A 24,899-nucleotide genomic window follows, 5' to 3' on the forward strand; every position below is an offset into this window, starting at 1 on the left:
ATAATGGGAACCATTATTTAACTTACAAAAATAATAAATGTTATCGTTAAACCTACCAGTATTCGACACTAAAATAAACGTACGAAACGGAAAAAATGTAATTTTCGATGTTATTCGTAAACGATATGTCGCCCTTACCCCTGAAGAATGGGTACGGCAACACTTTGTTCACTTTCTTATTGCACACAAAGGATATCCGACTGCGCTTCTTGCCAATGAAGTAATGGTTAAGTTGAACGGTACTACCAAACGATGTGATACAGTACTTTACCGGAGGGATTTATCAGCCCGGATGATTGTAGAATATAAAGCACCACATATTGAAATAACACAGGCCGTTTTCGACCAGATCACCCGGTATAATATGGTACTGAAAGTAGATTATCTGATTGTCAGCAATGGAATGCAACATTATTGCTGCCGTATGGATTATGAACATCAGAGTTATACGTTCCTACAGGATATTCCTGATTACCATTCTTTATAAAATAATCCGCTGCATTCGCCTTAAAAAAACAGACTTGCCAACAAGAATAAAATAGCGTCACTATCCCCTCAAGATAGTGACGCTATTTGCCTACTATGGTGACGCCATCCCGAACAGATAGCGTCACTATACCAACTACCCTTTCAGACAGTCTCAAACAGCTTTTTACTTCTGCGCTGCAGCATCTTTCCCCCCACCATCATCAGCTTTCTTTTTACTGAACCGCTCTTGCAATTTCTGCATCAATTCGTAAAAATTAGGAATATAAACGGTAGCCAATAAAGTATTCATAGCCATACCAAACACAACAGCGGCCCCCAATGCTATACGACTTTGCGCACCTGCACCGGTGGCGAACAACAATGGCATCACACCTAATACAAAAGCAAAAGATGTCATCAGGATCGGACGCAAGCGGACATGTCCCGCTTCAAAAGCAGCTTCTCGAATCGAATTACCTTCGGCACGGAAATCACGGGCAAATTCCACAATCAAAATTCCATTCTTTGCCGAAAGCGCAACAAGCAAAATGATACCGATTTGTGTATAAATACTGACCGGAGTTCCCATAATCAGACAGCCAATCATGGCCCCCAACAATGCTACCGGCAATCCGATAACAGCTGCCACCGGACTGGTCCAACTTTCATACTGCGCAGCAAGTACCAGGAAAGCAACAATTAAAGCCATCACCAGTACAATGGTAGTCGTATTTCCTGCCTGTGTTTCCTGATAAGCCACAGAAGTCCATTCATACCCAAACTCATCTTCCAGCTGTTCCTTAAATAATGCTTCCATTTCCTGTATGGCCTGCCCGGTACTACTTCCCGGAGCAACATTACAAGTCAGAGAAGCAGTCGAATACATATTATAACGGTTTATTTGATCCTGTCCTAACTGTTCCTCCACTTTGGTGAAAGAAGAAAAAGGTACCATCTCTCCTGCCGCATTCGGCACACTTAGTTTCAAGACATCATCAATCACACGCTGTGCCTGATCCCGTGCCTCAATCTTCACCTGATAGATACGACCGAATTCAACAAAATCATTTACATAAGCCGCTCCCATATAATAGCCCAATGTAGAGAAAACATCATTCAAGGCAATCCCCATAAACTGCACTTTATCACGGTCGATATTCAAGAAATACTGCGGAACATTTGCCTGGTACTGACTGGACACAGATGCTAAAGCCGGTTTAGAATGATAAGAAGCAAGCAACGCATTGATAGCCTGCTGCATTTCCGTTGGTCCCAGATTACGCCGGTCTTCCAACTGAAGTTGCAAGCCGCCGGAAGCACCCAGTCCCGGAATAGCCGGAGGAACCATCGCAAATACTTCCGCAGCCTGAATAGTCATATACGCTTCACCATTCAAACGGTTGACTACGGCAGCAGCCGTATGCTCCTTCCCTTTCCTTTCATCCCAGTTTTTCAGTACCACAAAATAAGTTGCCGAGTTACTCTGCTCGCCGCCACCCATTATCGAGAAACCGGAAATACCAATATAATTTTTCACTTCCGGATAAGAATCTAGAATTGCATTTACCTTTTCTCCCACTGCCTGCGTACGCTCAAGACTAGCTGCAGGTGGAAGCTGAACAACAGCAATAAAATACCCGTCATCCTCGTCCGGGATGAAAGTAGACGGCCAATGCATAAAGAGCAATACAGCAATAACAGTCAAGGCACCGTAGGAAACGAGAGCCATTCCGGGACGTTGAAGCAACCATTTGACAATCTTGTCATACACTCCTTGCGTCTTGTCATAAGCCTTATTGAAACCCTTGTATATAAAGAAGTTAGAAGGTTTACTCTTTTCAAGAAACAACGCACAGAGCGCAGGGGTCAATGTCAACGAATTAAAACCACTCAACACGGTAGAAGCAGCAATAGTCAATGCAAACTGCTTATACAACTGTCCCGAAATTCCACTAATCATCATCGTCGGAATAAACACAGCCAGCAGTACAAGCACTACCCCGACAATCGGACCTGTAATCTCTCCCATCGCTTTCGTCACTGCTTCGCGAGGTGAGTATTGCCCGGTTTCCAGTAACCTCGAAGCATTCTCCACCACCACTATCGCATCATCTACCACAATGGCAACTGCCAGAATCAGCCCAAACAACGTCAGTGTGTTGATAGAGAAACCAAATGCCGCCATCACGGCAAATGTACCAATCAACGATACCGGGATGGTAATACAAGGAATAATCACAGCCCTCCAATTCTGCAGGAACAGGAAAATAACGAGAATCACCAGCAAAGTCGTTTCAAAGAATGTGACCATCACTTCATCAATAGAAGCATGAATCACGTCGGTCGTATCCAAAGTGACATTATACGAAACTCCTTTCGGGAAACTTGCCGCCAATTCCTCCATTTTAGCCTTCACTCCTTTGGAGACATCCAGCGAATTGGAACCCGGTTGCTGGTAAATAGCAATAGCTGCCGTAGGTTTTCCATTCAATCGCGACACTACGCTATATGACGCAGAACCCAAATCGATGCGTGCAATATCCTTCAGGCGAAGCATCGCTCCGTTTTGTTCGCGACGAATAATAATATTGCCGAACTGTTCCGGAGATTTCAATCGCCCCTGGACATTCAATGTATACTGAAAAGCATTATTATTATCCTGCCCGATAGGTTGACCGATATATCCGGCAGATACTTCCACATTCTGCGACTGGATAGATTGATAAACCTGTTGCGGTGAAATATTCCGTATACGCATAGCCTCCGGATCGAGCCAGATGCGCATCGAATAGTCCCCCGCTCCCATAACATTCACAGCACCCACTCCAGGGACACGTGTCAGTTGGTCTACTAAATTCAGTTTGGCATAATTAGTCAGATACAGACTGTTATATACAGAATCCTGCGAAGTCATTGTCAGGAACATCACAATATTTGAAGACTGTTTCTGCACAGTGACTCCTTGCACTACTACCGGTTCCGGCAGTGATGATTGCGCGATACTTACCCTGTTTTGTACCTGCACAGTTGCCATATCGATGTCCGTACCGACAGCGAATGTAATGGTCAGAGAATATGCTCCCGAAGAAGAAGAATTGGAAGACATATAAAGCATACCGTCTACGCCATTCACCTGCTGTTCGATAGGAATACCCACTGTTTGAGCAACAGTTTCAGCATTTGCTCCGGGATAAACGGCAGAGACCTGCACCGTTGGCGGCGTGATCTCCGGAAATTGCGCCACAGGCAATATATTGAGTGTAATCAGACCGGCTACTACAATAAGCAGGGCAAGAACAGTAGCAAATATCGGTCGGTTGATAAAAAACTTAGAAAACATAATATATAGGTTTAAAAGCAGCCTCTCCACAACCTTCTCCCAAAGAGAGGGAACAAGAAAGTTACTTTTGTTAATTAATCGGTTTTAAGTACATCACCTTTATTGATTTCATTTGTTAGTCAATCAGTTACCAAAGAGACTCTACTTCTCTCTTTTGGGGAGAGAATCAGGGAGAGGCTTTATCTTCATTCCGTCTCTGACTTTCATCAAAGCCTCTGTGACATACTGTTCTTGTGGAGAAAGTCCCCCCACTACCTGCCGTAAAGTGCCGTCGACCAACTGCCCTATTTCAATATGCCGGTAATGAACTATATTCGAATCATTTACAACATATAAATATTTGCCTAACTGATCGGTCCCGATAGAACCATCTTTCACCAGCACTGCATTTTTAGCTTCTCCATAAGGTAAAGTAATGCTTACATACAACCCACTCTTCAATATCCCTTTCGGATTATTAAAATTGGCACGAACCGTCAGCGTACCTGTATTCAAATCTACATTGGGTGAAAGATAGTCGAGGGCAGCCGGATAAGTTTCAGTTCCCTCCTTTCCCAGTTGAACCATTATTTTCTGCGGAAGATTGACCGGTAATTGCTGGTTATCCATAGCCATCGTCAACCACTGATTATCAGCTACATTGAAGTAAGCATACATCTGATTATCCTTATAAATAGTGGCCAATGTGACCGGCTGCAACGAGCCGCCTACATAACTTCCTACGTCCACCGTCGCTTTACTGATAGTGCCATCAAACGGCGCACGAACATAGCAATATCCCAAGTTTGTACGGGCAGTGCTCAAAGCTGCTTCCGCATTACTGACAGCCGCAACCCCTTCCGCCACAGACGATTCCGCCTGAAGCACCTGTATCTGACTGACAGCATCACTCTTTACAGCCTCTTTCATACGGCTATAATTATTACGGGCATATTCCAGTTGCGCCTGGGCGGTTTTCAGTTCTGCTTCTGCCTGCTCCACCTTATCTTTATACAAGGTAGGTTCAATGACAAACAACAGTTGCCCCTGTTTCACCCGTCCTCCGGGGACATATGAGGTAGACTGCAAAGTTCCGTTCACTCGAGCCACAAGATTCACCGTTTTTTCAGTTGTCAGATAACCCGGGTAATCTTTCGTCAAAGTAATATCCTCCACTATGGGTTTGGTCACGCTAATTTCCGGAGTTGGCATACCTCCCATCGCTCCTGTACTTTTCTTCTCCTTGCAACCCGTCAATATAGGCAGTGCAAGAAAGATATACATCAGTTTTTTCATATCTGTTAGGTTATATATTTATTGATTGATTTTTATTCTCTCCAACCGCCTCCCAAAGCCTTGTAAAGGGCTATCAGTTGCAAAAGTGAACTCCCTTGTGCCTGCACCAGCTGATTCTCATAAGATAACAGAGAACGTTGCGCATCGAGTACGTTTTGGAAAGGCGAGAGCCCCTGCTTGTACAGTTCCAGTGAAAGTTTCAATGTCTCAATTCCTTGATTACGCACTTCCCGCAGGGCGACAATCTGTTTGATTGAATTCCGGTAAGCATTCATAGCGTTGTCAGTCTCCTGTACGGCAGTCAAAACCGTCTGGTTAAACTGATTGATCGCTTCATCCAGTTGCGTTTTTGCCAGTCGGGTTGCATTCACCAATTGTCCTCCGCTGAAAATAGTCCAGTTCAATGACGGAGCGATTTCATAAGTCATACTTTTACTTTTGGTGAGATCCTTCAAATCACGGGCGGCATATCCAAATGATCCTTTCAAGAAAACTTTCGGCAACCAATCCGCTTTCGAGGCTCCGAGCAATGCTGCCTGTGCATTCACGCTCAATTCCGCACCTCGTACATCAGGCCGTCTCAATAACAAATCAACAGGCAGCCCCACTCCAATCGGTTCCATGTAATCGGGCAGCGTTCCGCCGGATTCGAGAACCGGGCGAATATCCTGCGGATACATTCCCAACAAAACGGCCAATGTCGTTATATACTGATTGATACCCGCTTCCAGTTGAGGAATGGAGGCTTTCGTGCTATACAACACAGATTTAGCCTGTGCCACATCGAGCTTGGCAACAAGCCCGGTATTATAACGTACTTCCGTGATTTTCAAGACTTCTTCCTGCGAAGCACTATTTTTCTTCACTACTTCAAGCTCTTGTTGCAATTCCCTTAGATTGATATAGGCTGAGGCTACCTCCGCAGCCAACGAAACCATAACGCCCGTGTACTCTTCCTTACTGGCGGCAAAATTCTCTTTCTGTGCTTTTACCCGCTTACGGATACTGCCGAAGATATCCAGCTCCCAACTCATACTTAGCGAAGCATCATAATAATGATCCGTTGTTTGAGGCAGCGAACTGGTATTTCCACTTGTTTCCTGACGAGTCCACCCAGCATTCAGTCCGATGGAAGGAAAGAAATTACTGCGTTCTATCCAAAGATTGGCACGGGCGGCGGCTATACGGTTAATTGCCATCGCAACGGAATAATTACGATCTACTGCCAGAGCTATCAAAGAGTCCAGTTTGGCGTCTTGGAATGACTTCCACCAATGGTCATCCACCGGAAGTATCTGTTGAAACACTTCCCCGCTCTCTTCCCAATCGTTAGGGAGCGGAGCTTTCAAATAACGGTTTGCAGTCTGTCCAACCGCAGTTACAGTCGAAAGAAACATAAGGAGCGATGTGCCCCACATTCGTATACTCATATCAGTTCAGGTTTTTATGAAATGAAAAGATAACAACTAAAGGGTAAGTTTGTTTACCGGATTCGATTCCCCATATGGGCACTTGCTAAAACAAAAAAGCCCCGCATTGCTGCAGGGCTTACTTTATATATCAAAATAGTAACTTTACTTACTACTTAACCGCTTTCTTTATTCAGCAGTTTTTCTTCTGATAGCTCTTTTGGTAGTAGTTGCCGGAGCTTCTTCCACCTTGTGCTCGATTTGTACACCAGCCAATTCCGGGTCAATCATAATACGTCCACAATATTCGCAAACGATTACTTTCTTACGAGAACGGATATCCAGCTGTCTCTGGGGTGGAATCTTGTTAAAGCAACCACCACATGCGTCACGTTGTACATACACAATACCCAATCCATTACGAGAGTTCTTGCGGATACGTTTGAAAGACTGCAACAGACGTGGTTCAATCTTAGTTTCCAAGTCTTTAGCTTTGTCTCTCAATTTCTCTTCTTCCTGTTTGGTCTCAGAGATAATTTCATCCAGTTCGCTCTTTTTCTGCTCCAGGTCTTTCAGCCTTTCGTTTAGAATCTGATCGTTCTTTGTCACTTCAGCTTCTTTTTCTTCTTTATCAGCAGAATATTCTTTGATTCTCTTTTCGCAAAGTTCGATTTCCAGTGTCTGGAATTCGATTTCCTTCGTCAAGAAGTCATATTCACGGTTGTTGCGAACATTGTCTTGTTGTGACTTATATTTTTCTACTGAAGCCTTTGCTGTTTCGATTTCTACTCTCTTGCCGGCAATAGCAGATTTCAGTTCATCCACTTCAGCTTTGATCTTGTCGATACGGGTACTCAAACCAGCAATTTCATCTTCAAGGTCTTGCACTTCCAACGGAAGTTCACCTCTCAATGTCTTGATTTCATCAATCTTAGACAACATTGTTTGCAGTTGGAACAGTGTCTTCAGTTTCTGTTCTACCGTCAACTCATTCGGATCTTTTTTTGCTTCTCTAGCCATTTTACTTATAAATATTTTATGGGATTCGTATTTATTTTACTCAATTGGAGTGCAAAATTAGGAAATAAATCCCGGATTATGGAATAAAAAATTTCTTTTGTATATTGTTCGCTTTCGTAATGACCAATCTCTGCCATCAGAATATCTTCTTCATGGCCGAAATAATCATGATATTTAATTTCGCCGGTAATAAAAACATCTGCTCCCGACCGGATCGCCTGTGGAAGCAAAAATGCACCTGCACCACCACACAATGCTACTTTCTGTATCTCTCTTCCCATCAGCTTGTTATGACGCAGACACCCCACTTCGAATGTCTTCTTGATGCGTCTCAAAAATTCGAGCTCTGTCTCCGATTCATCCAATTCACCGACAATTCCCGCCCCCGCCTGCGACCAATCGTTCACCAACGGATAAATGTCGAATGCCGGTTCCTCATAAGGATGGGCAGCCAATAAAGCTTTGATGGTTTCCGCCTTTTTAAAGGAAGGAAGAATCGTTTCAATCCTCACCTCCTCTTCGTGGTGCAGTTCTCCGATTGTTCCACAGAAAGGATGCGTTCCCTCTTTTGCACGGAAAGTTCCCTCTCCTTTCAGATTGTAACTACATGAATCATAGTCACCTATATTTCCGCATCCGGCGGCAAACAATGCTTCACGTACCGCGTCTGCTTGTGCGTAAGGGACAAAAGTCACCAACTTGACCAAGTTATTCTCTTTCGGCTCAAGCACTTTCAAATTCTTCAATCCGATTTTTTCGGCTATCTTATAATTGACCCCACCTTGTGCATTATCCAGATTCGTATGTGCTGAATAGATTACAATATCATTCTTTATTGCTTTCAATATACAGCGTTCCACATAATCCTTGCCCGTAATGGATTTATATCCTTTAAAAATCAGCGGATGATGAGATATGACGAGATTGTATCCCAACGCAATCGCTTCATCCAACACAGCTTCAGTAACGTCAAGACACAACAAAGCCCCTGTTGCTTCCGCTTCTGTCAATCCGATTTGCAGGCCGGCATTATCAAAGCCGTCTTGCAATGGCAGAGGCGCGAATCGTTCAAGGGCGCTTACTATTTGCTTAATTTTCATTATTTGGTAGAAAATTTGGCTGCAAATATAATAAATAAAAAAGGAATAATCATACTAAACGGTCGTTTTTTAGAGAATTTATCGTTATCCATTTTTTGAGACCACCGTAAAAGATATAAAACACCACATATGAAAAGTTTAAGTTTCAGAAAAGACTTGGTAGGTGGTAAAGAGCCGTATTTTCTTCATGCGCCAGAAATTACAGGAAGAACTGAAAGACTTCCGCTAAACTCTAACTATATCCACATCGGTTTCAGATTAAACAATTGATTTCATTTTTCAGTTTTATCAATAGGTAATAGGCAAAGAGAGTGTATATTCTTTTTGCCTTTTGGCTGTTTTCATCGGGCAAATATGGATAATGTGCTCACAACCAGAGCTAAAAGCAAAGATAACCCGTTATTTGTGTCTAGCTTTTGCTTTTCATCTGCACTTTGTTTTTCAGCGCATACCGTTCATCTACTACCCTGTCGGTAGGAAAGAAAGTGAAAATAAGCCGCCACTCTCCTTCTTTATAGATAAATTTACGTCCGCTGGCTCCACGAAGAATTGCTTCGTGCTTTTCCCGCAGGAACGATTCGATATGTTCCGGCATTTCAGTGCCGGATGCCGAAAACTCCACTATTATAAAAAAATGTGGAATAGATATTTCAGCTACTTTACGGAATATCTGCTCGGCAACTGTCATTTTCGGGGTTCTTTGGTTACCTCTAATAATTTCCCGTATGCGTCAAAAGATCGGCGTGAAGCCAATGAAATAGTTATCATCAGCGACAGCATAGATGCCGTAAAAGTAATCACCATAATCATCATCTGATACTTGATGGCAACGTTCGGACTGCTTCCTCCCAGGATTTGTCCGATCATTGTGCCTGGAAAAGCTACCAATCCCATCACGGAAATGTTCGCAATCAGCGGACTGAAGGATTTAATAATGGCCTGTCGGATAAATGGAGCCTGCGCTTCCTGCCTTGTTGCTCCGTTTCCCAATAAATAACGGTACAACTGTTGCTCACGTTTCAATCCGCTATAATAAGTATTCAAAGCTATCACATTGCTCGAAAGCATATTACCCATCAGGATACCGAATATCGGAATAAAGTATTGGGCGCTAAATATATTGTCCAATTGAAGAACAATACCGATAAAGTACAAGCCTACCAATACAACACTACAAAGAAATCCTACCGTAATAGGGATTAATAAGATACGACGTTTCAACTGGGTACGCACCAGTGCTGTCTGTCCGGCTACGAATATCATAATTATCACCCAAAGGAAGTTGATCCAGGGATTGTTCCATAAAAAGAGATATTTCAGATACATGCCGATAAAGAACAGTTGGATAATCATCCGTACTGTACCAATCAGGGCAGGTTTCAGTAGTCCCGTTTTAAACTTCCAAAGATAAAAGAACGGAATGGCAAGCAGAAGCAAGCCTATAAAAAGATTATAATATGATATATCAATCGTTCCCACAGTGTATTCTTAACAATTCTATCCGATTCGTGTTAGAGTTCTCTCCAATCGTTACAATTCTATTAAATAATGACAACCCGAAGCAAAGTCCTTATCATGCGATACGGTCAGCACTGCTGTTCCCCTTTCTGCCTGTCGCCGGAAGAAAGACAAGACTCTACCGGTCGAATCGGCATCCAAAGCAGAGGTCGGTTCGTCTATAATAATCAAAGGTTTATTGAGCATAGCCGCTACAGCGAGCATGATGCGTTGACGCTGGCCGCCCGACACTTCATTCACTCTCTTGGTATATAATTCATGTTCCAGTCCCAATTCATCAAAACAAGCAAAAAGCCTTTCTTCCGAAAAAGGGGCAGAACGGTTCACTTTCAGTCCGAACGGGAGAGCTACCATCTCTTTCACCCATTCAAAAGGCAATGCCAATTCCTGGGGAATCCATGCAATCTGCCGCCTGACTGTATCAATAGTCGATTTATCCAGTACCATTCCTCCTATCCTGATTATCCCTTCTTTCAACGGAACAAAACCCATTATCGCATTCAACAAAGAAGTTTTTCCACAGCCGGATTGCCCTACAATGCAAGCGGTTTCTCCCCTTTCCAATTTCATATTAAAACCGGAAACAAGAACCTCTGTCCCAAAAGCAATACAAATGTTCTCAATATGTAGCATTTAATCGTACCTTTTGAAAATTTCACCAAAAGTATAAAAAAACAAGGGCATACGTATCAAAATCCCTTTGTTTTCTTAGAAATTTTCTTAGAACGACATGTTTTGTCGTCACGTGACATTATCTTTGCTCTTGATAATTAAAATTAATACCAAATATGGGCAAGAAACGGGAAGGAATGCAACGATTGCTGGTCATTATCAATAAATTAAAAGGACCGCAACAGTATGTGCCGCGTAAAGAATTGGAGAACTACGTGACACATCGCATGGAAGAACGAGATGGAACACCTGTAGACATAAGAACTTTGCAGCGAGACTTCAAAGATATAGAAGATCTATTTGGTATCCGCATCTGTTTTGATAAGAAACAAAACGGTTATTATATCAATGAGGAAGACGATTTGAAAAAGGAGCAGTACGAACGGCTTCTGCTAAACTTCGACCTATTGAATGCTTTGGACAAAACTTCCAACCTACACACCTATGTTCTTGCCGAACATCATCGACCAAACGACAGTGAATGTCTTCCGGCATTGATAAAAGCCATTAAATTCTTTCACCCGGTAGAATTCAGTTATATTTATGTACGTGAAGGAGACAAAGTACGCAAAAAGAAAGTCTTACCTTATTATCTGAAAGAAGACCAGCAAAGATGGTATCTCCTCGCCTATGACAACAACATATTAAAAACTTTCAATATAGACTGTATCCGCAATCTCAAAATCCTTTATGAGGAAACCTTCAAAAGGAATATGAATATTGATGCAAACAACTTATTTAAAGACAGCTACGGCATCTGGAATCAGACAGATATTCCAGTAGAAAATATTGAACTAAGCTATAGTGCATTAGATGGCAGTTTCTTGAAATCGATTCCTTTGCATCATTCACAAGAAATCATTACGGACAATGAGATGGAATTTCGAATCAGATTACGCCTTCGTATTACTAATGATTTTGTAATGGCATTGCTCTCACGTAGTAGTTCACTTACAGTAATTGAGCCGTTACATCTTCGGGAACGGATACGGAAAATTTATGAGGAAGCAATAAAAAGACATTTATAATATAACGTTTAACATTAAAACTATGAATCTATTTAAAGCATTATTTGGTAGCAGTTTTTTTCAGCAAGAAATGAAACGTAATCAACAATATCGCGACAACTACGCCTGTTGCGATGATATTGACGTAAATATTGATCTTGCAGAAGAAATTGAAAACGAAACACAGAATGAAAAACTGGTTTTGTCTGACTATATACCTGAATCTTATTTATATGACAATGAGCATGGAGAAATGGATGATGAGATAGATTTGATAGAGTAAGAGATTGATTGTTAACGAAGACTATACTTAAACCTAAAAAAAACAATACCCTAGAGTGTTATATTGCAAAATATATCTATATTTGCACTGTCATCATGAGCAATTATATGACATTACATTTTATTAGATGAAAGTGTTTTGCTTTTATCCTTATTCGGGAAATCTGGTAAATTTCAAAAGGAACAGGGATAACAATAACACTCATCACTTGTATTTTCGTATGTGTTACCTATGCGCATATCTATACAAGTGTGGGGTATTGTTTATTTGTTCCTTAGGTTTACCAGAACCTCCCGATAGATAAACAGACGACTCCACACTTTCTTTTTTATGTATAACCTCATTTTAGGGAGTCGAAATGATATTATAAATAGGATGTTTATGGAAAAAATTTCGGCAATTCCCAAACCTGAAATTGGAGTTAGAATTCTTCTTTCTCGAAAAATTGGTGTAAAAAAACATGATGAAGACTTTTTAATTCTAACAGTGCTATTCTGTTTATTCATGTTATGTTGGATATTTGCGTTTTTAAATTTTATAGGAATAGATGTCTAATAATATAAACTTTGATTATATGGAAAACAATAATGAAATAAAAAAGATTGATTCTTCAATGGTTGAATGCCCCTTTTGTAGGAATGCAATAGAAGCTCCTTCTAAACCGGATGTTATATTCAAATGTCCCAAATGCGATAAAGAATTGATTACATATAATATAACCCAAAGTAATAAGACACTAAATACCAAAGATAACATGTCACTTATTTATTGTAGAGAGTGTGGTAAACAAATTTCAAGTCATGCCCAAAGCTGTCCTTTTTGTGGATATCCTCAAAATGAACAAAGCTTAAATAGTAAAGGAATCAGTTTAGGCTATTTATTTATAAGTTTTATAATTCCACTAATTGGAATAATCTTATGCTGTATTTCATGGAATAATGATGACAGAAAAGCAAAATCTGCCTTAATAGGTACATTAGTGGGAGTACTATTTACTGCTGTGATTTACTCTATTCTTTAAGAATGTATGCTCTATTCTAAAGTAAATTCAGCAACATAAATAAGACTCTCAAACTAATGAAAGGAATAAAAAAATCAAATTTGAGATAACACGAAAGCATATGGAGAATAATAAATTTAAAGAGATTGAAAATACACTTTTAGATAAAGCAAAATTTAGAGATCCTGTAAAAAGCATAGAAGATGCACCACCTTGTTTTGGCATCTATTGTATTAGAATCAAAAATGTAGATCAACTTATCGAACCGTGTAGAATAGCACTTAAAGATAGGCAGCATGATATTATATATATTGGTATCGCCAATAATTTACAAAAACGTTTGAAGCAAGAACTTATAGCAAAAGGTCATGGTACATTCTTCAGAAGTATTGGAGCTATTTTAGGGTTTACACCACCTAAGGGATCTTTAAAGGATAAAAGAAACAAATATAATTATAAGTTTAAGAAGGCAGATGAAAACAAGATTATTCAATTTAATAGCGACAATTTACTAGTTAATTATATCATCACAAAAGAAAGAGATGAAGCCTGTGAAGAGTATTTAATAAAAAAATACCGTCCTATTATCAATATTGATAAAAATCCGGAAGTCCTGTCTATTGTTCGTGAAAAAAGAGAACTTTGTAGAGAAATCGCTAACAGATAATAAAATCAACTAAGAATAATTTTCAACTTAGTATTGAGAATATTAAGCGCATTAATAAGCTCAATCTGTTATATATCAGGTAACTGAATAAAACATTTACAATAGACATTTACACATAAGCTATCCCCTTCATCTACCTCATAGTATAATGGAGTGATTAGATAAACAGAATTACAGCCTCTATTTCTTTCATCATTTCGCTCCGTTTTACCAATTTTCATTTATCTTTGCCTCACTAATTAATTCAAGAAAAGGTTATGATACTGAATGAAAGAGATACCCGTCATGAGCATGTATTACAAGTAGCCCGCCAGATGATGACGGCTGCGCGTACTGCTCCGAAAGGAAAAGGAATCGATATTATCGAAGTGGCCCTAATCACGGATGAAGAGATTAAACAACTATCGGACACTATGATAGCTATGGTAGAAGAACACGGAATGAAATTTTTCCTTCGTGATGCCGACAACATCTTAAGTGCCGAATGTGTTGTATTGATAGGAACACGCGAGCAGACACAAGGCTTAAACTGCGGTCATTGCGGCTTCACCACCTGCGCCGGACGTACCGAAGGAGTTCCCTGCGCATTGAACAGCATAGACGTAGGTATCGCCATAGGTTCCGCCTGCGCTACTGCCGCCGATTTGCGTGTAGACACACGTGTGATGTTCTCCGCCGGGCTGGCAGCACAACGTCTGAACTGGCTGAAAGACTGCAAGATGGTAATGGCCATTCCTGTAAGTGCATCTTCTAAGAATCCGTTCTTTGACCGGAAGCCAAAGCAGGAAACGAATTCATAATAATACGTAATGATGCGTAACAGGCACACTGACGACTGACGCAGACAATAAACTGATTTTATAAATAACTAAATAGATAATAGTCTAATGGGAATCATGGTTGGACTTCCCAGCCCAAGTGGCTCGGAGAAAGATTTGCAGTTGAATTTCGGCAAAAACATGACCGTGCAGGTAGAAATGAGAGCACCTCATTTGCCCGCCGAATGGCATATGCAGAGTGGTATACAGTTGACATGGCCACACGCCGGTACAGACTGGGCATACATGCTGGCAGAAGTGCAAGAGTGTTTTATAAACATAGCCAGAGAAATAGCGAAGCGAGAGTTACTACTGATTGTCACTCCCGAACCGGAAGAAGTGAAAAAACAGATAGCCGCTACCGTCAACATGAGTAATGTCCGCTTTCTGGAATGTGCCACCAATGACACATGGGCACGCGACCACGGAGCTATCACCATGATAGACACCGGCACCCCTTCCCTGCTCGACTTTACATTCAACGGCTGGGGACTGAAATTTGCTTCCGAACTGGATAATCAAATCACCAAACAAGCGGTAGAAGCCGGAGCCTTGAAAGGCCAGTATGTAGACCACCTCGACTTCGTTCTCGAAGGAGGCTCCATCGAAAGCGACGGAATGGGCACACTGCTCACTACCTCCGAATGTCTGCTTTCTCCCCAGCGGAACGGGCGACTGAACCAGGTAGAGATAGAAGAATACCTGAAATCAACCTTCCACCTGCAAAAGGTTCTTTGGTTAGACCACGGCTATCTTGCCGGTGACGACACCGACAGCCACATCGACACCCTGGCACGTTTCTGTTCTACCGACACCATTGCTTACGTGAAATGCGACGACAAAGAAGACGAACACTACGAAGCATTACTTGCAATGGAGGAACAACTGAAAACATTCCGCACCTTAGCAGGAGAACCCTATCGCCTGTTAGCCTTACCGATGGCGGACAAGATCGAAGAAGACGGCGAACGCCTGCCCGCTACTTACGCCAACTTCCTGATTATGAACGAAGTTATTCTCTACCCGACATACCATCAGCCAGCGAATGACCAAAAAGCAAGAGAAGTGTTACAACAAGCATTTCCAGAACATCAGATAATCGGAATAGACTGCCGTGCCCTGATTAAGCAACACGGTTCTCTGCATTGTGTCACCATGCAATACCCATTGGGAGTTATAAAATAACAAATGAATTAATCAAGTAATTATTCATCATGAAAAAGATAAAAGTCGGAATCATCCAACAATCCAATACCGCAGATATTCGGGTCAACCTGATGAACCTCGCAAAGAGTATCGAGGCTTGCGCTGTTCACGGTGCGCAACTGATTGTGCTTCAAGAGCTACACAATTCACTTTATTTCTGCCAGACAGAAAACACCAACCTGTTTGATCTGGCTGAACCTATTCCCGGACCATCCACAGGCTTTTATTCCGAGTTGGCAGCCGCCAATAAAGTAGTCCTTGTCACCTCTCTTTTTGAGAAACGTGCCCCCGGACTATATCATAACACCGCTGTTGTGTTCGACCGCGACGGAAGCATTGCGGGAAAATACCGGAAAATGCATATTCCCGATGATCCGGCTTACTACGAGAAATTCTATTTCACTCCCGGAGACATCGGTTTTGAACCTATTCAAACCTCTTTAGGAAAGCTGGGCGTACTGGTATGCTGGGATCAATGGTATCCGGAAGCTGCCCGCCTGATGGCACTGAAAGGTGCGGAACTTTTAATTTATCCTACCGCCATCGGCTGGGAAAGCAGTGACACGGACGACGAAAAAGCCCGCCAACTCAACGCCTGGATTATTTCGCAGCGTGCCCACGCCGTTGCCAATGGTCTTCCTGTCATCTCCGTCAACCGTGTAGGACACGAGCCCGATCCTTCCGGACAGACAAACGGCATCCTATTTTGGGGAAACAGTTTCGTAGCAGGACCGCAAGGAGAATTCCTGGCACAAGCCGGAAACGATCATCCGGAAAACATTGTAGTGGAAATAGATATGGAACGCTCGGAAAACGTCCGCCGTTGGTGGCCTTTCCTCCGTGATCGCCGGATTGACGAATACGAAGGACTTACCAAACGCTTCCTCGACTAAAGTTCACTACTGAAAGTTATTGCAGAAGTTCTCTATATAAAGTTTATTACCTAAAGAAAATAAGAAAGGATATTCAGTAAATATCCCTACAATAAGAAAATAAGAAGGGCACAGAGTTAAAATCTAAATTAAAAACTCCGTGCCCTTCCTATATATTATATTTAATAACTATTTCATTGAAAAGTTATTTTCTTGTTGGCTAGGAAATTAGCTCCTCCATAAATAAACAATCCCAAGAATTGAGCCAGATATTCATTCACGTCCAGTCCTTCTACCAATAAGATAAGAAATAAAAACTGTGCGGTGTAAGCCACGGCAAAAGCAGAACAAAAGAGCAGTATCTGTTTCCAGATACTATTCTTTTTATTTTCTACGGGGAATATCCAGTATTTGCACCAGATAAAGTTATGGGTTTGAGCTATCAGATACGCTGTTATATTAGCCACCATATAGTCGCCGTCAAATGACATTTCTTTCATCATTAACCATACAACCAACGCCATAATCAAAGCGTTCATTGTACCGATGACTATAAAACGGAATATGCGTACAGATTCTTTCACTCGCCCTCTTTCAGATCAACGATCAAATTCAGTTCATCAAGCTGGCTCTGGTCGATTGCAGACGGTGCGTCCAACATTACATCACGTCCGGAATTATTTTTCGGGAACGCAATGCAGTCGCGTATAGAATCCAATCCTGCAAACAAAGACACCCAGCGGTCGAGACCGTATGCCAAACCACCGTGAGGAGGTGCACCATACTTAAAGGCATTCATCAGGAAGCCAAACTGTGCCTCTGCCTTCTCCGGAGTGAATCCAAGAATCTCGAACATCTTCGCCTGTAATTTCGCATCGTGGATACGGATAGATCCACCGCCAACTTCCACACCGTTGATTACCATATCATAAGCATCTGCACGTACAGCTGCCGGGTCAGTGTCCAACATCGGAATGTCTTCCTCTTTCGGATGAGTAAACGGATGATGCATAGCCATCAGACGGCCTTCCTCTTCGCTCCATTCGAACATCGGGAAGTCAATCACCCAAAGGCAAACAAACTTATTCTTATCACGCAATCCCAATTGAGTACCCATTTCCAGACGAAGCTCGCAAAGTTGTTTACGTGTTTTCATTGCATCGTCGCCAGACAGAATCAAAATCAAATCACCCGGTTTAGCGCCGAATGCCTCTTTCATTTGCTGGAGCACTTCCTGTGTATAGAATTTATCTACACTCGATTTCACCGTTCCGTCTGCTTCCACGCGGGCATAAACCATTCCTTTCGCGCCAATTTGCGGTCTCTTTACGAATTCGGTCAATGCATCCAGTTGCTTACGGGTATAAGTCGCAGCACCTTCGGCGCAGATACCACCCACATAAGCCGCATTATCGAATACAGAGAATCCGTGACCTTTCATGATATCCATCAGTTCCACGAATTTCATGCCGAAACGCAAATCCGGTTTGTCGCTACCATAATATTTCATGGCGTCTGCCCAAGACATACGTTGGAATGGTTCATTTAATTCCACGCCACGAAGAGTCTTAAACAAATGTTTAGCCATTCCTTCAAAAGTAGTGATAATATCTTCTTGCTCAACGAAGCTCATTTCACAGTCGATCTGCGTAAATTCCGGCTGACGGTCGGCACGCAAGTCTTCGTCGCGGAAACATTTCGCAATCTGGAAGTAACGGTCGAAACCGGAAACCATCAACAACTGCTTCAAAGTCTGTGGAGATTGCGGAAGTGCGTAGAACTGTCCCGGATTCATGCGTGACGGCACCACGAAGTCGCGTGCGCCTTCAGGAGTAGAACCGATCAAAACGGGCGTTTCCACTTCGATGAAACCCAGACTATCCAGATATTTGCGAACTTCAATTGTCATCTTATGACGCAGTTCCAGGTTGGAACGTACAGAGTTACGGCGTAAGTCCAAGTAACGGTATTTCATGCGGATATCATCACCCCCATCCGTGTTATCTTCGATAGTGAACGGAGGAGTCATGGCAGTATTTAGTACGTCCAGTTCGGAAACAATGATTTCAATATCTCCGGTAGGAATGTTTGCATTCTTGCTGAAACGTTCATTAACCGTTCCTGTCACTTGAATGACGAACTCACGTCCCAATTTATTAGCACGTTCACAGAGTTCAGCATTAATTTCTTCATTAAAAACCAATTGGGTAATTCCGTAACGGTCGCGAAGGTCAATGAAAGTCATCCCTCCCATTTTACGGCTGCGCTGTACCCATCCGGACAGCGTGACTTGTTTGTTTACATCAGAGATTCTAAGTTCTCCACATGTGTGCGTTCTAAACATATATTTTTTTATTTAAACGATTATCACTCGCGTTTTTATTTTGATCGAACCAAAACTGCGCAAAAGTACGCAATAATTTGTAATTCGCTGTCAGTAATCCGTTATTTTATCAGACTTTCTTTGTCAGTTTTTTCAATATTTTCTTGTTTCTATCCGTTATATTGTCGACGATGGCTTCATTCATCAATTTGATACCATTCATATATTCCTGCGCTCTTTGGAGCACATTGGCCGCGTCTTTTTCCGATGCTCGCGGCACTACCACGCGCAATCCCCTTTGAATCAGTTGAATATTTACATTGGCATCCGTTTCCATGGGGTCACCATCAAAATGCACGACGCCCGGAGTAGTCCGGCGGATGCACAACTGCTTGCAGCGGAAAGTCTTGATACGGCTATTCTGATCGATTGTTTTATTGAATAATTGAAAGGCTAATGAAGGAACATCCAAAACGGTGAACGGCTCAAGAATGGTCACATCCAGCAAACCATCCGTCAGGGTAGCTTGTGGTGCGATATAAGCGTTGTTTCCGTATTGCGACGCGTTTCCGCAGGCAATCAGGAAGGCTTTATACTTGGAGACTCCATTTTCCGTTTCCAGTTCGTACGTTTCCGGCTCATATTTAAGACTTTCCTGCAAGGTTTTCTCCAGATAAGTCAATACCCCCCGTTTACCGGCATGTGCAAACTTCAGACTGACAAACGCGTCGAATCCCACTCCGCAAGTGCAGAAAAAATCCGTACCGTTGATCTTACCATAATCTATCACGTCCATGCAACCTTCGTTCAGCACTTCCAATGCTCTCTTCGGTTCCATCGGTATATGCAGATGTCTCGCCAGTCCATTGCCCGATCCGCAGGGAATAATTCCCAATGCGGTATCAGTATGCACCAACGAACGAGCTATTTCATTGATCGTTCCGTCCCCACCGATAGCCACTACTATATCTGTTTTCTCTTCGGCAGCTTTAGCAGCTATTTCTACGGCATGACCGGCTCTTTCCGTATACACTACTTCCCAAGAGTATCTCGCCTTGTCTATTTTTTCGTCCAGCAAGTTAAGAATCAATTCTTTACTTTGTGTTCCCGAAATAGGATTGACGACGAATTTTATTTTTTTCATTCTTTCGTTCATGCTATTCTTGTCGATTGTAGACGACAAAAGTAATATAAATATCTTAAATTTTAAATCTATTAGAGGTTTCTAATCACATGTGAGCAACTTTTTTCTCTTAAAAAGAACAGATAAAAGCAAATTTTGTTATCTTTGCCCCCTGTTTTTAAACACTTGTTAAGATAAAAAGATGTAAGATCGTCAGCGAACGATCTGAGTATGAGTATAAAAATTATAATTCATGGGATTATTACAAGAGAAGTTAGCTAAGTACGACCTGCCACAAAAGTTTATGGCACAGGGCGTTTACCCATATTTCCGTGAGATAGAAGGAAAGCAGGGTACAGAGGTAGAAATGGGCGGACACGAAGTGTTGATGTTCGGTTCCAATGCATACACTGGCCTTACGGGAGATGAAAGAGTAATTGAAGCAGGTATCAACGCCATGCATAAATATGGTTCCGGTTGCGCAGGCTCGCGCTTCTTGAATGGTACGCTTGACTTGCACGTTCAGTTGGAAAAAGAACTGGCTGCCTTTGTAGGCAAAGATGAAGCGCTCTGCTTCTCAACCGGTTTTACTGTGAATTCCGGAGTTATTCCTGCTTTGACAGACCGCAATGACTATATCATTTGCGATGACCGCGACCACGCATCTATCGTAGACGGCCGTCGTCTCTCCTTCTCTCAACAATTAAAATATAAGCATAACGATATGGTGGATCTGGAAAAGCAACTTCAAAAGTGCAACCCGGATTCAGTGAAACTAATCATAGTGGACGGTGTGTTCTCTATGGAAGGCGATTTGGCAAACTTGCCCGAAATCGTACGCTTGAAACATAAATACAACGCTACTATCATGGTAGACGAGGCTCACGGCCTGGGCGTATTCGGAAAACAAGGACGTGGTGTCTGCGACCATTTCGGTCTGACTCACGAAGTTGATTTGATTATGGGTACTTTCAGCAAATCACTGGCTTCCATCGGCGGATTTATCGCTGCTGATTCTTCTATCATCAACTGGCTACGTCACAACGCACGTACTTATATTTTCAGCGCATCCAACACTCCGGCTGCCACTGCATCTGCTCTCGAAGCTCTCCACATCATCCAGAATGAACCGGAAAGACTTGAAGCATTGTGGGAAGCTACCAACTATGCATTGAAACGTTTCCGTGAAGCTGGCTTTGAAATCGGCGCAACAGAATCACCTATCATCCCTCTTTACGTACGTGACACGGAAAAGACTTTCATGGTTACTAAAATAGCTTTTGATGAGGGTGTATTCATCAATCCGGTTATTCCGCCGGCATGTGCGCCACAAGATACTTTGGTGCGTGTGGCATTGATGGCAACTCATACGAAAGACCAGATTGACCGTGCCGTAGAAAAGCTAACCAAGGCATTTAAAGCACTGGATATTTTATAATCTACAAAGAATAGCTCACTCTTATCGGGTGAATAAAATAAAGCCTGACACAAATCAATGTGCCGGGCTTTTATTTTATCTCCCTCTAACAGGAAATCGAACTATAAACGGAGGAGCCTCTGCTTACTTCCACCTCTTTCCCCCGATGCATCCTCTTCTTTACTAAAGAGCAGCTTCGCAAATTCTTTGGCAGAACAAACCACCGAAAGTCTCCCGAATCCTTTAACACGATGATTAATCTGGGTAGCAGAGGATGATTTATCCTCTGCTACCCAGACTATTTGTATCCGGATTTAACTCCTTAACAGCCTCTTTGACCGCTTTATGAGTCGGCTTGCGATATACCTCCGCCTGTTGAACAGGGACAATTTCATTCACCATTCTTTCATATCCTTTTTTCTCTAACAAGTGTACTTCTTTTTCACCTGTTTCTTTTTGTTTTCTTGTTTTCATAAGGCTTTTCATTTTAAAATTCTTATTTATAAAACAGAAAACACCGAAGGAAAGTTCATACCCACAGATGATATATGTACAGGGAAACCACGCCCAAATATACCACTATAACTTGTTCATTCCTGCACTGTTTTGAATCCATTGCCACTAATGATTTCATTCGTTACTTTTAGGTAATTGCTTCCCTATTAATATCTATTTCATAGCCTAATGAATTTTCGTTTGACAGTTGTCGAACGAACGCTTAACTTAAGTTGAACTATCGCTTGACAGTTGTCAAACGAAAACTCATTAGGCAATCAAAAAAATAATATAGGCAAGAAGAAAAAATAAAAGTAGCATAGTAGCGAGATATAATTAACTATAGCATAGTTTATTCATTCTCGCACGGAGATGAAACAAACTTTTAAGTCGGTTGCCCTGATTTATGTATACCCTTTCTATAATATATAAATTAAATCATATATTTGTGTTTTCATTCAACTTGTCCTTTTAATAAATTATGAAAGAAAACAAATATAATAACAGCCATTTTTTCAGTCAGTATTCTCAAATGTCCCGTTCGGTAGAAGGCCTGAAAGGAGCCGGAGAATGGCATATATTGCAGAAAATGCTCCCCGATTTTGCAGGGAAAAGAGTTTTGGACTTAGGCTGCGGATTCGGTTGGCATTGCGCCTATGCGATAGAACACGGAGCGACACACGTTACCAGAATTGATATTTCGGAGAAAATGCTCGAAGAAGCCCGGAAAAGAAATCCTTCTTCACTCATTGAATATCAATGCATGGCTATCGAAGACTTTGATTTCCAGCCGGATTCTTATGACATTGTCATCAGTTCGCTAACCTTCCATTATCTCGAGTCTTTTACAGATATATGCAAAAAAATCAATAACTGCCTGACTCCGGAAGGCGCCTTCGTCTTCTCCGTAGAACATCCGGTATTTACAGCCTATGGCAATCAGGAATGGCATTACGACCAGGACGGGAAGCCTATCCATTGGCCGGTAGATCGTTATTTTACGGAAGGCAGGCGCACGGCAGTCTTCTTGGGCGAAGAGGTTGTCAAATACCACAAGACGCTGACTACGTATATAAACGGACTCCTTCAAACCGGATTTGAGATATGCGAACTTATAGAGCCACAACCGGACGAAAGATTGCTGGATACCATCCCGGGAATGAAAGATGAATTACGGCGTCCAATGATGCTTCTGATCTCTGCCAAGAAAAAAAGTGAAGACGCAAAGCTATGAGATTCAAGGCATTGAAAAATAATAGATAAAAAACATTCGTTTAGCTATTGTTAATTAAAAAATACTCCCTATCTTTGCACCGCTTTTGAAAAGAACAACCCTTCAAAAAAGTAGCGGGGTGTAGCGCAGTCCGGTTAGCGCACCTGCTTTGGGAGCAGGGGGTCGTGGGTTCGAATCCCGCTACCCCGACTACAAAGAAAGAGGGAGTTCGATAAATAAAGCATTTCGGGATGTAGCGCAGTCCGGTAGCGCACCTGCTTTGGGAGCAGGGGGTCCCAGGTTCGAATCCTGGTATCCCGACAAAATTAAAAGAATATCAATAAGTTACAAACATAAATGTATTCTTTTTAACTCGATCTTCAAAGTGTCTATAATTGTCTTTTAGTTGGTAAATCGTCAATATACAATTAAAAGTTATTATTATGGCAAAACAAAAGTCTATTGTTATCTTACCACACCTAAAAGATTGTGGTGGCGATTTGAGTAAAACATGGTTCGTAGAGTATTCATGTCGCAATCCTCAAACAGAAGAAATGAAACGTTTCCGGGTCTATAATGGTTTTGCAAAATTAAAGACCAAAGAAGAACGTTACGCATTCGCAGAAAAAATCATAAATGAGATTAAGGAGAAGTTCACTAAGGGGGAAATTCCATTCTTAGGAAAAGAAGTCAGCTATAACGATGAACTATTATATCAGAACATAGCTAAACGATGGGGTAATGAAAGAAAAGGTTCTATCGGAATACGTACATATCTCTCTGATTTCTTAGCAATAAAAAAAGTAGAAGTAATTCCTCACTCTTTTCAGACTTATAAATCCAAACTCCGCATATTTTGTGAATGGGTGGAGCAAATTGGTTTGGATAAACAAAACATTTGTTTTTTCGAACAGAATTCAATATGCGAATTTCTATGCTATATTGTAGAAAAGCATGATGTAAGCCAGAGAACAGTGAAAAAGTACACTCAAATATTACATGGTTTCTTTGATTATTTACTAAAGGTAAAAAGGATTATAGATACTAATCCGGTACATGACATACCTAACATGGGGAGCATTAAAGATGAAGCAGCCAAACCAATTCCTGACCGGGAGCGTCAGTTACTATCAAAGCACATAAAGGAACATGATCCTCAATTATGGTTAGTGTGTCAAATGGAATATTATTGTGCCATCCGTCCAAATGAGTGCAGACAACTACAAATTGGAGACATAGACTTTGACAATCACATTATAACAGTCCCCAAAGATATCAGTAAGAATCGACAGACCGAATCGGTAAACATTCCACGCCAATTATATGACTATATATATAATATCTTGAACCTCGATACACATCCCAAGGATTTTTATATATTCTCTCATAATGGTGTACCTGGCAAAACAATGTTGGGAAAGAATAATTTTAGATTTAGGTTTGATAAAATTCGTGATCGACTCAATATTTCAAATCAATACAAATTATACAGTTTCAAACATACAGGAGGGGTAAAACTTGTAAATGAAGGTATTGATACTTGGGAACTACAACGGCACTTTCGTCATAAATCTATTGATACTACAGAACGATACATTAGAAGAAACTTCGCTGTAAAAAGCGATAAAATAAGAAATGATTTTCCCGATATCTAACGTACAACCTACAACCTA

23 protein-coding genes and 2 tRNA genes are annotated in these 24,899 nt (G+C 41.6%); 13 read left to right on the forward strand and 12 right to left on the reverse strand.

Annotated features, from left to right (window positions below; translation table 11 throughout):
• Window positions 1-37 precede the first annotated feature (37 nt).
• The gene (locus GD631_RS15610; RefSeq protein ID WP_143258508.1) at window positions 38-487 is read left to right on the forward strand and encodes a type I restriction enzyme HsdR N-terminal domain-containing protein; all 450 of its coding nucleotides are present in this window, start codon (window positions 38-40) and stop codon (window positions 485-487) included.
• A 165-nt stretch (window positions 488-652) separates the two neighbouring features.
• Here GD631_RS15610 and GD631_RS15615 read toward each other — a convergent pair whose 3' ends face one another.
• From GD631_RS15615 to GD631_RS15650, 8 genes are all read right to left on the reverse strand, one after another.
• Window positions 653-3,808, reverse strand: a complete 3,156-nt coding sequence (locus tag GD631_RS15615) for an efflux RND transporter permease subunit (protein ID WP_143258509.1) — start codon at window positions 3,806-3,808, stop codon at window positions 653-655.
• A gap of 141 nt (window positions 3,809-3,949) precedes the next feature.
• On the reverse strand, window positions 3,950-5,083 hold the full coding sequence (locus GD631_RS15620; RefSeq protein WP_185911490.1) for an efflux RND transporter periplasmic adaptor subunit: 1,134 nt from the start codon (window positions 5,081-5,083) through the stop codon (window positions 3,950-3,952).
• Between the two features lie 32 nt (window positions 5,084-5,115).
• The gene (locus GD631_RS15625) at window positions 5,116-6,513 is read right to left on the reverse strand and encodes an efflux transporter outer membrane subunit (protein WP_143258510.1); all 1,398 of its coding nucleotides are present in this window, start codon (window positions 6,511-6,513) and stop codon (window positions 5,116-5,118) included.
• 168 nt (window positions 6,514-6,681) lie between these two features.
• Window positions 6,682-7,512: a zinc ribbon domain-containing protein gene (locus tag GD631_RS15630; protein WP_143258511.1), complete on the reverse strand. Its 831-nt coding sequence runs from the start codon at window positions 7,510-7,512 to the stop codon at window positions 6,682-6,684.
• 5 nt (window positions 7,513-7,517) lie between these two features.
• Entirely contained in the window at window positions 7,518-8,612 is a 1,095-nt protein-coding gene (locus GD631_RS15635; protein WP_143258512.1) for a Nif3-like dinuclear metal center hexameric protein, read from the reverse strand.
• Window positions 8,613-9,021: 409 nt separating this feature from the next.
• Complete coding sequence (locus GD631_RS15640; protein ID WP_143258513.1) at window positions 9,022-9,300, reverse strand: hypothetical protein; 279 nt, start codon at window positions 9,298-9,300, stop codon at window positions 9,022-9,024.
• Window positions 9,297-10,091, reverse strand: a complete 795-nt coding sequence (locus tag GD631_RS15645) for an ABC transporter permease (RefSeq protein ID WP_143258514.1) — start codon at window positions 10,089-10,091, stop codon at window positions 9,297-9,299. The genes GD631_RS15640 and GD631_RS15645 overlap by 4 nt, the downstream gene beginning before the upstream one ends.
• Window positions 10,092-10,142: 51 nt before the next feature.
• Window positions 10,143-10,763: an ABC transporter ATP-binding protein gene (locus GD631_RS15650; RefSeq protein ID WP_143258515.1), complete on the reverse strand. Its 621-nt coding sequence runs from the start codon at window positions 10,761-10,763 to the stop codon at window positions 10,143-10,145.
• 155 nt (window positions 10,764-10,918) lie between these two features.
• Here GD631_RS15650 and GD631_RS15655 point away from each other — a divergent pair, with 155 nt between their 5' ends.
• The 7 genes from GD631_RS15655 (at window position 10,919) to GD631_RS15690 (ending at window position 16,676) form a co-directional block, all read left to right on the forward strand.
• Window positions 10,919-11,830 (forward strand): helix-turn-helix transcriptional regulator, encoded by a 912-nt coding sequence (locus GD631_RS15655; RefSeq protein ID WP_143258516.1) that lies wholly within the window; start codon window positions 10,919-10,921, stop codon window positions 11,828-11,830.
• Window positions 11,831-11,852: 22 nt separating this feature from the next.
• Window positions 11,853-12,092 (forward strand): hypothetical protein, encoded by a 240-nt coding sequence (locus GD631_RS15660; RefSeq protein ID WP_143258517.1) that lies wholly within the window; start codon window positions 11,853-11,855, stop codon window positions 12,090-12,092.
• 574 nt (window positions 12,093-12,666) lie between these two features.
• Window positions 12,667-13,113: a zinc-ribbon domain-containing protein gene (locus GD631_RS15670; protein ID WP_244983338.1), complete on the forward strand. Its 447-nt coding sequence runs from the start codon at window positions 12,667-12,669 to the stop codon at window positions 13,111-13,113.
• A gap of 100 nt (window positions 13,114-13,213) precedes the next feature.
• Window positions 13,214-13,759 carry a GIY-YIG nuclease family protein gene (locus GD631_RS15675; RefSeq protein ID WP_143258519.1) on the forward strand — a complete coding sequence of 182 codons (546 nt, stop codon included), beginning with the start codon at window positions 13,214-13,216 and terminating at the stop codon, window positions 13,757-13,759.
• Between the two features lie 257 nt (window positions 13,760-14,016).
• Complete coding sequence (locus GD631_RS15680; RefSeq protein ID WP_143258520.1) at window positions 14,017-14,559, forward strand: ferredoxin domain-containing protein; 543 nt, start codon at window positions 14,017-14,019, stop codon at window positions 14,557-14,559.
• An 87-nt stretch (window positions 14,560-14,646) separates the two neighbouring features.
• Entirely contained in the window at window positions 14,647-15,762 is a 1,116-nt protein-coding gene (locus GD631_RS15685) for an agmatine deiminase family protein (protein ID WP_143258521.1), read from the forward strand.
• A 29-nt stretch (window positions 15,763-15,791) separates the two neighbouring features.
• Window positions 15,792-16,676: a carbon-nitrogen hydrolase gene (locus tag GD631_RS15690; protein WP_143258522.1), complete on the forward strand. Its 885-nt coding sequence runs from the start codon at window positions 15,792-15,794 to the stop codon at window positions 16,674-16,676.
• A gap of 173 nt (window positions 16,677-16,849) precedes the next feature.
• On the opposite strand, the gene GD631_RS15695 is transcribed toward GD631_RS15690, so the two are convergent.
• From GD631_RS15695 to GD631_RS15705, 3 genes are all read right to left on the reverse strand, one after another.
• Window positions 16,850-17,239, reverse strand: coding sequence for a GtrA family protein (locus GD631_RS15695; protein WP_143258523.1), 390 nt, complete (start codon window positions 17,237-17,239; stop codon window positions 16,850-16,852).
• On the reverse strand, window positions 17,236-18,999 hold the full coding sequence (aspS, locus tag GD631_RS15700; RefSeq protein ID WP_143258524.1) for an aspartate--tRNA ligase: 1,764 nt from the start codon (window positions 18,997-18,999) through the stop codon (window positions 17,236-17,238). The genes GD631_RS15695 and aspS overlap by 4 nt, the downstream gene beginning before the upstream one ends.
• A 109-nt stretch (window positions 19,000-19,108) precedes the next feature.
• Window positions 19,109-20,134: a diacylglycerol/lipid kinase family protein gene (locus GD631_RS15705; protein WP_185911491.1), complete on the reverse strand. Its 1,026-nt coding sequence runs from the start codon at window positions 20,132-20,134 to the stop codon at window positions 19,109-19,111.
• 220 nt (window positions 20,135-20,354) lie between these two features.
• On the opposite strand from GD631_RS15705, the gene spt reads away from it, so the two are divergent.
• Entirely contained in the window at window positions 20,355-21,539 is a 1,185-nt protein-coding gene (gene spt, locus GD631_RS15710) for a serine palmitoyltransferase (protein WP_143258526.1), read from the forward strand.
• A 258-nt stretch (window positions 21,540-21,797) separates the two neighbouring features.
• Here spt and GD631_RS15715 read toward each other — a convergent pair whose 3' ends face one another.
• Complete coding sequence (locus GD631_RS15715) at window positions 21,798-21,992, reverse strand: hypothetical protein (protein ID WP_143258527.1); 195 nt, start codon at window positions 21,990-21,992, stop codon at window positions 21,798-21,800.
• Window positions 21,993-22,494: 502 nt separating this feature from the next.
• On the opposite strand from GD631_RS15715, the gene GD631_RS15720 reads away from it, so the two are divergent.
• The 4 genes from GD631_RS15720 (at window position 22,495) to GD631_RS15735 (ending at window position 24,881) form a co-directional block, all read left to right on the forward strand.
• Complete coding sequence (locus tag GD631_RS15720) at window positions 22,495-23,247, forward strand: class I SAM-dependent methyltransferase (protein WP_143258528.1); 753 nt, start codon at window positions 22,495-22,497, stop codon at window positions 23,245-23,247.
• 114 nt (window positions 23,248-23,361) lie between these two features.
• Window positions 23,362-23,436: transfer RNA gene (locus tag GD631_RS15725), tRNA-Pro, on the forward strand.
• Between the two features lie 37 nt (window positions 23,437-23,473).
• A tRNA-Pro gene (locus tag GD631_RS15730) sits at window positions 23,474-23,547 on the forward strand.
• A gap of 122 nt (window positions 23,548-23,669) precedes the next feature.
• Window positions 23,670-24,881 (forward strand): tyrosine-type recombinase/integrase, encoded by a 1,212-nt coding sequence (locus GD631_RS15735; RefSeq protein ID WP_143258529.1) that lies wholly within the window; start codon window positions 23,670-23,672, stop codon window positions 24,879-24,881.
• Window positions 24,882-24,899 lie beyond the last annotated feature (18 nt).

The organism is Bacteroides luhongzhouii, from assembly GCF_009193295.2.
Lineage (GTDB): Bacteria > Bacteroidota > Bacteroidia > Bacteroidales > Bacteroidaceae > Bacteroides > Bacteroides luhongzhouii.

What these genes read in the sequence shown, in the direction of transcription:
- GD631_RS15720 (WP_143258528.1), top strand. Translation starts at nt 22,495, where the DNA reads ATGAAAGAAAACAAATATAATAACAGCCATTTTTTCAGTCAGTATTCT.
- GD631_RS15670 (WP_244983338.1), top strand. Translation starts at nt 12,667, where the DNA reads ATGGAAAACAATAATGAAATAAAAAAGATTGATTCTTCAATGGTTGAA.
- GD631_RS15655 (WP_143258516.1), top strand. Translation starts at nt 10,919, where the DNA reads ATGGGCAAGAAACGGGAAGGAATGCAACGATTGCTGGTCATTATCAAT.
- GD631_RS15680 (WP_143258520.1), top strand. Translation starts at nt 14,017, where the DNA reads ATGATACTGAATGAAAGAGATACCCGTCATGAGCATGTATTACAAGTA.
- GD631_RS15705 (WP_185911491.1), bottom strand. Translation starts at nt 20,134, where the DNA reads ATGAACGAAAGAATGAAAAAAATAAAATTCGTCGTCAATCCTATTTCG.
- GD631_RS15620 (WP_185911490.1), bottom strand. Translation starts at nt 5,083, where the DNA reads ATGAAAAAACTGATGTATATCTTTCTTGCACTGCCTATATTGACGGGT.
- GD631_RS15625 (WP_143258510.1), bottom strand. Translation starts at nt 6,513, where the DNA reads ATGAGTATACGAATGTGGGGCACATCGCTCCTTATGTTTCTTTCGACT.
- GD631_RS15715 (WP_143258527.1), bottom strand. Translation starts at nt 21,992, where the DNA reads ATGAAAACAAGAAAACAAAAAGAAACAGGTGAAAAAGAAGTACACTTG.
- GD631_RS15615 (WP_143258509.1), bottom strand. Translation starts at nt 3,808, where the DNA reads ATGTTTTCTAAGTTTTTTATCAACCGACCGATATTTGCTACTGTTCTT.
- GD631_RS15640 (WP_143258513.1), bottom strand. Translation starts at nt 9,300, where the DNA reads ATGACAGTTGCCGAGCAGATATTCCGTAAAGTAGCTGAAATATCTATT.
- GD631_RS15610 (WP_143258508.1), top strand. Translation starts at nt 38, where the DNA reads ATGTTATCGTTAAACCTACCAGTATTCGACACTAAAATAAACGTACGA.
- GD631_RS15690 (WP_143258522.1), top strand. Translation starts at nt 15,792, where the DNA reads ATGAAAAAGATAAAAGTCGGAATCATCCAACAATCCAATACCGCAGAT.
- GD631_RS15660 (WP_143258517.1), top strand. Translation starts at nt 11,853, where the DNA reads ATGAATCTATTTAAAGCATTATTTGGTAGCAGTTTTTTTCAGCAAGAA.
- GD631_RS15675 (WP_143258519.1), top strand. Translation starts at nt 13,214, where the DNA reads ATGGAGAATAATAAATTTAAAGAGATTGAAAATACACTTTTAGATAAA.
- spt (WP_143258526.1), top strand. Translation starts at nt 20,355, where the DNA reads ATGGGATTATTACAAGAGAAGTTAGCTAAGTACGACCTGCCACAAAAG.
- GD631_RS15635 (WP_143258512.1), bottom strand. Translation starts at nt 8,612, where the DNA reads ATGAAAATTAAGCAAATAGTAAGCGCCCTTGAACGATTCGCGCCTCTG.
- GD631_RS15630 (WP_143258511.1), bottom strand. Translation starts at nt 7,512, where the DNA reads ATGGCTAGAGAAGCAAAAAAAGATCCGAATGAGTTGACGGTAGAACAG.
- GD631_RS15685 (WP_143258521.1), top strand. Translation starts at nt 14,647, where the DNA reads ATGGGAATCATGGTTGGACTTCCCAGCCCAAGTGGCTCGGAGAAAGAT.
- GD631_RS15735 (WP_143258529.1), top strand. Translation starts at nt 23,670, where the DNA reads ATGGCAAAACAAAAGTCTATTGTTATCTTACCACACCTAAAAGATTGT.
- aspS (WP_143258524.1), bottom strand. Translation starts at nt 18,999, where the DNA reads ATGTTTAGAACGCACACATGTGGAGAACTTAGAATCTCTGATGTAAAC.
- GD631_RS15650 (WP_143258515.1), bottom strand. Translation starts at nt 10,763, where the DNA reads ATGCTACATATTGAGAACATTTGTATTGCTTTTGGGACAGAGGTTCTT.